A 6,300-nucleotide genomic window follows, 5' to 3' on the forward strand; every position below is an offset into this window, starting at 1 on the left:
CCTTAAACCTCTCCTTTAAAACCTCTAAACTAACACCACTATGCAACTCCCTCAAAACTGCTTTAATGACCTCCTTCTTCTCATTTAAAGTTGACACGAGTCAACCACCAATATAACAATTGTTATAGGAGTATATAAATATTTCCATTTAATGGGATTTAGAATCGTGGTTTAGCTTCATATGGGCCTATATGTCCACGCTCAGTTTGACATATCACTGTTTTCAATCCAGTTGACTTTAGAATTTCCCAAACCTTAACCATTTCATGGAATTTTGGCCTAGATATATTCCTCCTCCTAAATTCAGGTCTATAATCGAGTACGCATACTTGAACTTCTGGGCATATTTTGTATATTTCTTCACCGATCTCTGCTATTTCTTCAAGCGATATTAGTTCTTTATTGTATGGTATTCCAACTCCTATGAATACTTTCCCAAGATAATTGTCAACTATGTATTTGAAGGCATTCCAAGAGGTTTTAAGGTACTTTTCAGCTAAGCTTCTATCACTTATTCCAGTTATATGCATGAATGTTTCAACTTTAATCCCCTTTAAATCTGGACCTATATCTGTCATTCCAGCTTCAACTAGATCGTCAATGTAATCCTTTGTTAGTATTGTGGCGTTTGTGTCCACGTGAAATCTGGCTTTATCATCTGGATTAAGCTTTTTAAGTTCAGTAATATATTGAACTAACCAATGTCTATTCAGTGTACATTCACCACCTGAAATTGCCATTCTATCCACATTGTAAATCCTCCTAGTATCTGTCATTATCAATGCAGCTTCCCTAGGAGTATATGGGATTTCGGAGCCACAGTATGTTGTAGTCCAATTTTGGCATTGTGGGCATCTTAGATTGCAACCGCAAGCGAAAACTGCAGCTTCAACATACCCTCTCCCCTTAATCCACCATGGAGTACCAACACCACCCACAGGGTGACCCATCCAACCGTGAATAAGCCTCTTTGGAACATAATTTTCTGGTAGATTTGTTTCAATAATCATACCATCCCTAACTGGAGTTATACAGCTAGGTTTTAGAGAGCCATCAATAATTACAGCACAACTCCAACATCCACCAACACGGCATGGAGCATAAATATCACCTTCACCGGGGAAACTTGAAACTTTAAAGCCGATGAATTCCAGAGCATTAAGAACTGTAATCTTATCTGGGACACTAAACTTCTCACCATTAACCACTATGGACACATGTTTAACCCTATCAGCATCAACCATGTATATGGCTTCATATGGACATGCCAAGTAACATGCACCACAACCAACACAATTCCTAGTATCACCAACCCTATTAACTGGGCATGCCACTATAAGATCACATGTACCACAATCCATACATTTCCTAGGATCCCTAATGGCAACCTTAAACATCAAATTAATTTGTGATTAAAGAGTTTAATAATTGTTTGGAAAATCTATGAGGATAAAATATCTTCATAAACTTCTTCAATCATCCTGGCTATAATTTTCCAATCGTATTTTTGAACTTCCCTATAAGCATTTGATGAAATCTTCTCAGATAATCTTTTATCCTTTAGTAGTGTGCATATGTTTTCGGCGAGCTTCTTAGTTAACCCTTCACCTTCAGCTAGGAGTCCTGTTTCACCATTTTCCAGCAACTCTTTAATTCCACCTTGAGCTACAGCTACAACTGGAGTTTTTGAAGCCATAGCCTCCAAGATAACTATGCCAAAGGATTCTCCATATACTGAGGGTAAGACGAATACGTGGGATCTCTTATAATATTCGATTAAATCCTCCCTCCCCACACTACCAATTAGGGTTATGTTTCCTTGGAGGTTTAGGGATTTAACCATGAATTTAATTGTTGAACTTAGGTATCCAGATCCAATCATGTATAAATGTGCATCCTCAACTTCCCTAACAATATATCTCATGACATTTAGGAGTCTATGAACCCCCTTCCTATATACAAGCCTACCAACGAAAAGTATGCTTCTACCATCAAAATCCTTCCTTGACGGCGTGAACTCTTCAACATTAACACCATTGGGAATCACCATTACATCTTTATCTGTGAAGTGTGAAATGAATTTCGCAGCAGCACAACTTACAGCTAGGATTCTATCAGCATAATTTATGTATTGCGTTATGGGGAAAGCTAAGTAGGAGAATGGCTTCCACAAGTATGCCACATCATATAGGAATTGTATGGAGTGATTCGTTAAAACAGTCTTGATTCCAAGCCTCCTACCAATAGCCAATGAGAATAGGGATATGGGTGAGAAGGCGTGATGTGCATGTATAATGTCAGGCTTCTCCCTCCTAAAAACATCCATAAGCTCATCAGTATATGGGATGTCGATGGTTTGAGAAGTTCTAAATAGGGATTTAACCCTAACAACCCTTAAACCATGAATATTATCATCAAAATCAGCCTTCTTAGTGACAATGAATACATCATGACCCCTAAACTCCAAAGCCTTAGCCAAATTCTCAACATGAACAGTTATACCACCAATCTTAGGATAAAAGTAATCACTACAAAGAGCAATCTTCACATAGAAATCTATGGTGGAAAGGCTATTTAAACAATTTCAATGGAAATAAACTTATAATACGATGAAAACACAATATAACTATAATTGAAAGTGGTTTAAACGTGGAAAAATCTAGTATTAAAATTGAATGGGGAAACATGGATTTAAAAGCAGATGAAGATAGAGCTGCAGTAATGATAATACTATGTGAAGATGGAGAGCTCGAAGCACTATATATTAGGAGAGCTGTAAATCCCATGGACCCATGGTCTGGACAAATAGCATTCCCAGGGGGGAGAACGAAGATGCAAGATGTAGACATAATAGAAACAGCCATAAGAGAAGCATGGGAAGAGGTAGGCATAGAAGTGAAGAGAGAAGATGTCATTGGAATTCTAGGAGTATTCCAACCAGCCAATGAACCAAAACTAAAAGTATATCCAGTCATAGCAAAATTAAAATTCAAACCAGAAGTAAAACTCTCAAATGAAGTTACAGATTACATGTGGATCCCAATTAAAAGGCTATGTCTAAGTGAAGTGGAAATTGATGGGAGGAGGGTTGAAGGATATAGGTATGGAAGCTACATAATATGGGGGTTAACAGCCAGAATAACCAAAAGATTAATAGAAATACTAAAATAGGAAGATTTATATAACAACAACGTCATTCCCAAATTAAGGAAACATATTGGATTGGTGGGATATTGCAAGTCAACGAAAAAGTTTGACTACAAAACTTAATTATACGTGAAGCTAGACTTGAAGACTTAAATGGAATAATGGATGTATACCTTGAAAACAAAGATGTTTTGGAAGAAGCTGATGAAGAATGGTATAAGAGCATAGTAATGGCAAATGGCAAACAGAACATACTACTCGTAGCATGCTTAAATGATAAAGTAGTGGGATTCCTACACCTATACTATGGTGGGGGGAAAGGGTACATTGAAGCAATAGCAGTCAAAGAGGAGTATAGAGGAGCTGGAATTGGTGGAAAACTACTAAATGAAGCTGAAAGGATACTTAAGAGGAGAGGAATAATTAAAGTTAGATTAAACGTAAAACACAACAACTTGAAAGCTCTAGCATTCTACATTAGAAATGGATACAGCATAGATGGAGTCACAATGATTATGAAATGGGAACCGAGAGGAAAAACTTCAACTAATGGCAATGTGAAGCTAATCAAATTGACAGGGGATGATTTAAGGAAGATTGATGGTTTAACATCAACATGGTGGAGTACAGTTACCGAGAGAGCTGATAGGGAGATATACAAGTATTATAGGGGTGAAGTAGCCTACGGAATATATGTGGAAGAAAGATTCTGTGGTGTAGTTGAATTTGAACCTGAAGAAACATTATACATAGATTACCTATCAGTATCACACAGCAACCCACAACAAGCATTAAGGAATATAATTGAAGGGTTAAAGATTTATGCCATGGAAAACGATGTTAGGGAAGTTATCATCCCAGTGGATTCGACGAAAAAGCTATTCATACAAACAATGATTGAAGAGGGGTTTAGGGTATCTGACGTGGAGTACAGATTCTATAAAGATTTGGATTGAAAAGTTATCATACGAAAAACGAATATATGTAAGTATATATCAACAGTATATGGATGAGAGTTGAGCGAGGTAGATGCAGTAGTTAATACTGTTAGGATTTGGCTTGGAAACCCATTGTCGAGGGGGTTAATGAGATACATATATAGTGGTAGCCCACAATCCTTCAACAAAATGCTGGAGAAGTATGCAGGGTTAGATGTAAACTTAAGTGCAAGTGAAAAATTCAAATACATTTTACTGGAAAGGATACTGAATATTGGAGCTAAAAGCTTTGGGAAATCAGAGGGGGAGTTAAGGAGTTCACTGAAGAGCCCATTGATTAGGAGGGCCATAGCAAACATACTTGGAGGAATAGCTGAATATGGAGTTATGAGACCTCAAACAACCATAGCACCATTCCTAGTGGTATGGAATTATACGAGACTATGCAACTTGAAATGTAAACACTGCTATGAAAATGCGGGACCAAAACAAGATGAAGATGAACTCAACACCATTGAGGCGAAGAGGGTTGTGGATGAATTTGCAGAGGCAGGTGTTGTGGCAATAGCATTCTCCGGAGGTGAACCACTAATGAGGAAAGACTTCTACGAAGTGGCAAACCATGCATACAAGAGGGAATTCTACATATCCATAGCCACCAATGGAACACTAATAGATCGTGAAACCGCAATGAAACTTAAGGATTCAGGGGTTCAGTACGTTGAAGTATCATTGGATGGATTGGAGGAAACACATGACAATTTCAGAGGTGTAAAGGGGGCATTCAAGAAGAGCATTGAGGGGATAAAGAATTGTATAGATGTGGGTTTAGATGTGGGAGTAGCAACAACAATAACGAAGCAAAACATGAATGAAGTGCCAAAACTTGTGGATATGCTTGAAGGTATTGGTGTTAAGAGGTTCATAGCCTTCAACTTCATACCAGTAGGTAGGGGGAGAGATATTGTGAAAATGGATTTAGAACCGGAGGAGAGGAAGAGGATTCTAGAGGGACTTTATGGGAAACTCATAACTCCAAACTGTAGAATACAAACATACAGTACAGCACCACAATACTCAGTGGTATCAGTAAACTTCGAGGGGGGACCAATAATAGCCACACACTTCACAAACAAATCGGCAATGGAACTATTAAAGGGGAAGGCTAAGGCACTGGCAGAATTCATTGGTGGATGCGGTGCTGGAAGATTATACTGCGGCTTAGAGCCGAATGGCGACATAATACCATGCGTATTCATGCCAATAAAAATTGGAAACATAAGGGTGAATAGACTTATAGATGTATGGAGGGATTCACCAATACTATGGAAGCTTAGAAATAGAGATGAACTGGAGGGGTGCAGTGAATGCGAGTACAGATATATTTGTGGTGGATGTAGGGCGAGGGCATATGCATACTTCAACAACATACAAGGGCCAGACCCAGGATGCTTCATAAAAACAGAATACTGGCAAAAGATAAATAACAGTTAAATTCAAAATAGTGAGTGAAGAGGGATGAGTGGAATAGAATTAATGGAGCTTGAATGGATGTTGATGAGGGGAGCCATAAGACTACTAATACTTGCACTACTACAGAAATCAATGATGACATGCTACCAAATAATAAAAGCAATACAACAAATAACTGAGAGGAAGCCAAGCCTAAGCACAATACACGACATACTCACAGAACTTGAAGAGAGAAAGCTTATAGAAAGCTTCACAACACAACAAGCGGAAAAATATTACAAGATAACAGAATTTGGAAGGAGAATACTGAATGAAGCTAGGGGGAGAAGCCTAAAGAAGATGATGAATATAATAAACATTATATTAGAATAATAAGGTGAATTTAAACACAACCAGACCCCAAACAATTAAATCAAACAATCATTATTGAGAGAAAAGTATGCTGAAAAGCTATAGAATTATATTATTAATATGAATTCATCATGTCTATTGAAAACTTTATTAAGTTAACCCATAACAATTCCTTATGACATGCTATGATGCTCCCAAAGGTTTTTATTGATTGGGCTTATTTTGGTAGAGTTAAGGTTTTGAGGGATCAATTGAGTAAAGGGTTCACCCAAGACCCAATGTTCTTCATCAATATGATGAGACATACCCCAATACTTGCCACTGCAAGTATTATTGATGGTAGGATTTTCGTTAACGCTAAAGTTGTGGGTGCAGGATTTATTTTAAAGGA

The 6,300-nt window shown here is 37.7% G+C and carries 7 protein-coding genes; 5 read left to right on the forward strand and 2 right to left on the reverse strand.

Annotated elements, in window-relative coordinates:
- Positions 1-158: 158 nt before the first annotated feature.
- Together MRT15_RS08590 and MRT15_RS08595 are read right to left on the reverse strand one after the other, a co-directional pair.
- Positions 159-1,397 carry a radical SAM protein gene (locus MRT15_RS08590; RefSeq protein WP_304329673.1) on the reverse strand — a complete coding sequence of 413 codons (1,239 nt, stop codon included), beginning with the start codon at positions 1,395-1,397 and terminating at the stop codon, positions 159-161.
- A 44-nt stretch (positions 1,398-1,441) separates the two neighbouring features.
- Positions 1,442-2,548, reverse strand: a complete 1,107-nt coding sequence (locus MRT15_RS08595) for a glycosyltransferase family 4 protein (protein WP_304329674.1) — start codon at positions 2,546-2,548, stop codon at positions 1,442-1,444.
- Positions 2,549-2,685: 137 nt separating this feature from the next.
- Between MRT15_RS08595 and MRT15_RS08600 the strand changes: the two genes are divergently transcribed.
- The 5 genes from MRT15_RS08600 to MRT15_RS08620 form a co-directional block, all read left to right on the forward strand.
- Complete coding sequence (locus MRT15_RS08600; RefSeq protein ID WP_304329675.1) at positions 2,686-3,171, forward strand: CoA pyrophosphatase; 486 nt, start codon at positions 2,686-2,688, stop codon at positions 3,169-3,171.
- Between the two features lie 137 nt (positions 3,172-3,308).
- Positions 3,309-4,103: an N-acetyltransferase gene (locus tag MRT15_RS08605; RefSeq protein WP_304329676.1), complete on the forward strand. Its 795-nt coding sequence runs from the start codon at positions 3,309-3,311 to the stop codon at positions 4,101-4,103.
- A 60-nt stretch (positions 4,104-4,163) separates the two neighbouring features.
- Entirely contained in the window at positions 4,164-5,579 is a 1,416-nt protein-coding gene (locus MRT15_RS08610; protein WP_304329677.1) for a radical SAM protein, read from the forward strand.
- 24 nt (positions 5,580-5,603) lie between these two features.
- Positions 5,604-5,930, forward strand: coding sequence for a helix-turn-helix transcriptional regulator (locus MRT15_RS08615; RefSeq protein WP_304329678.1), 327 nt, complete (start codon positions 5,604-5,606; stop codon positions 5,928-5,930).
- Positions 5,931-6,094: 164 nt separating this feature from the next.
- A partial coding sequence (locus MRT15_RS08620) for a hypothetical protein (protein WP_304329679.1) occupies positions 6,095-6,300 on the forward strand: 206 nt, incomplete at its 3' end.

The sequence above is a fragment of the Candidatus Culexarchaeum yellowstonense genome, assembly GCF_024707025.1.
GTDB lineage: Archaea > Thermoproteota > Methanomethylicia > Culexarchaeales > Culexarchaeaceae > Culexarchaeum.

Coding starts and splice junctions, on each gene's coding strand:
- MRT15_RS08590 (WP_304329673.1), bottom strand. CDS start 1,397: ATGTTTAAGGTTGCCATTAGGGATCCTAGGAAATGTATGGATTGTGGT.
- MRT15_RS08600 (WP_304329675.1), top strand. CDS start 2,686: ATGGATTTAAAAGCAGATGAAGATAGAGCTGCAGTAATGATAATACTA.
- MRT15_RS08605 (WP_304329676.1), top strand. CDS start 3,309: ATGGATGTATACCTTGAAAACAAAGATGTTTTGGAAGAAGCTGATGAA.
- MRT15_RS08615 (WP_304329678.1), top strand. CDS start 5,604: ATGAGTGGAATAGAATTAATGGAGCTTGAATGGATGTTGATGAGGGGA.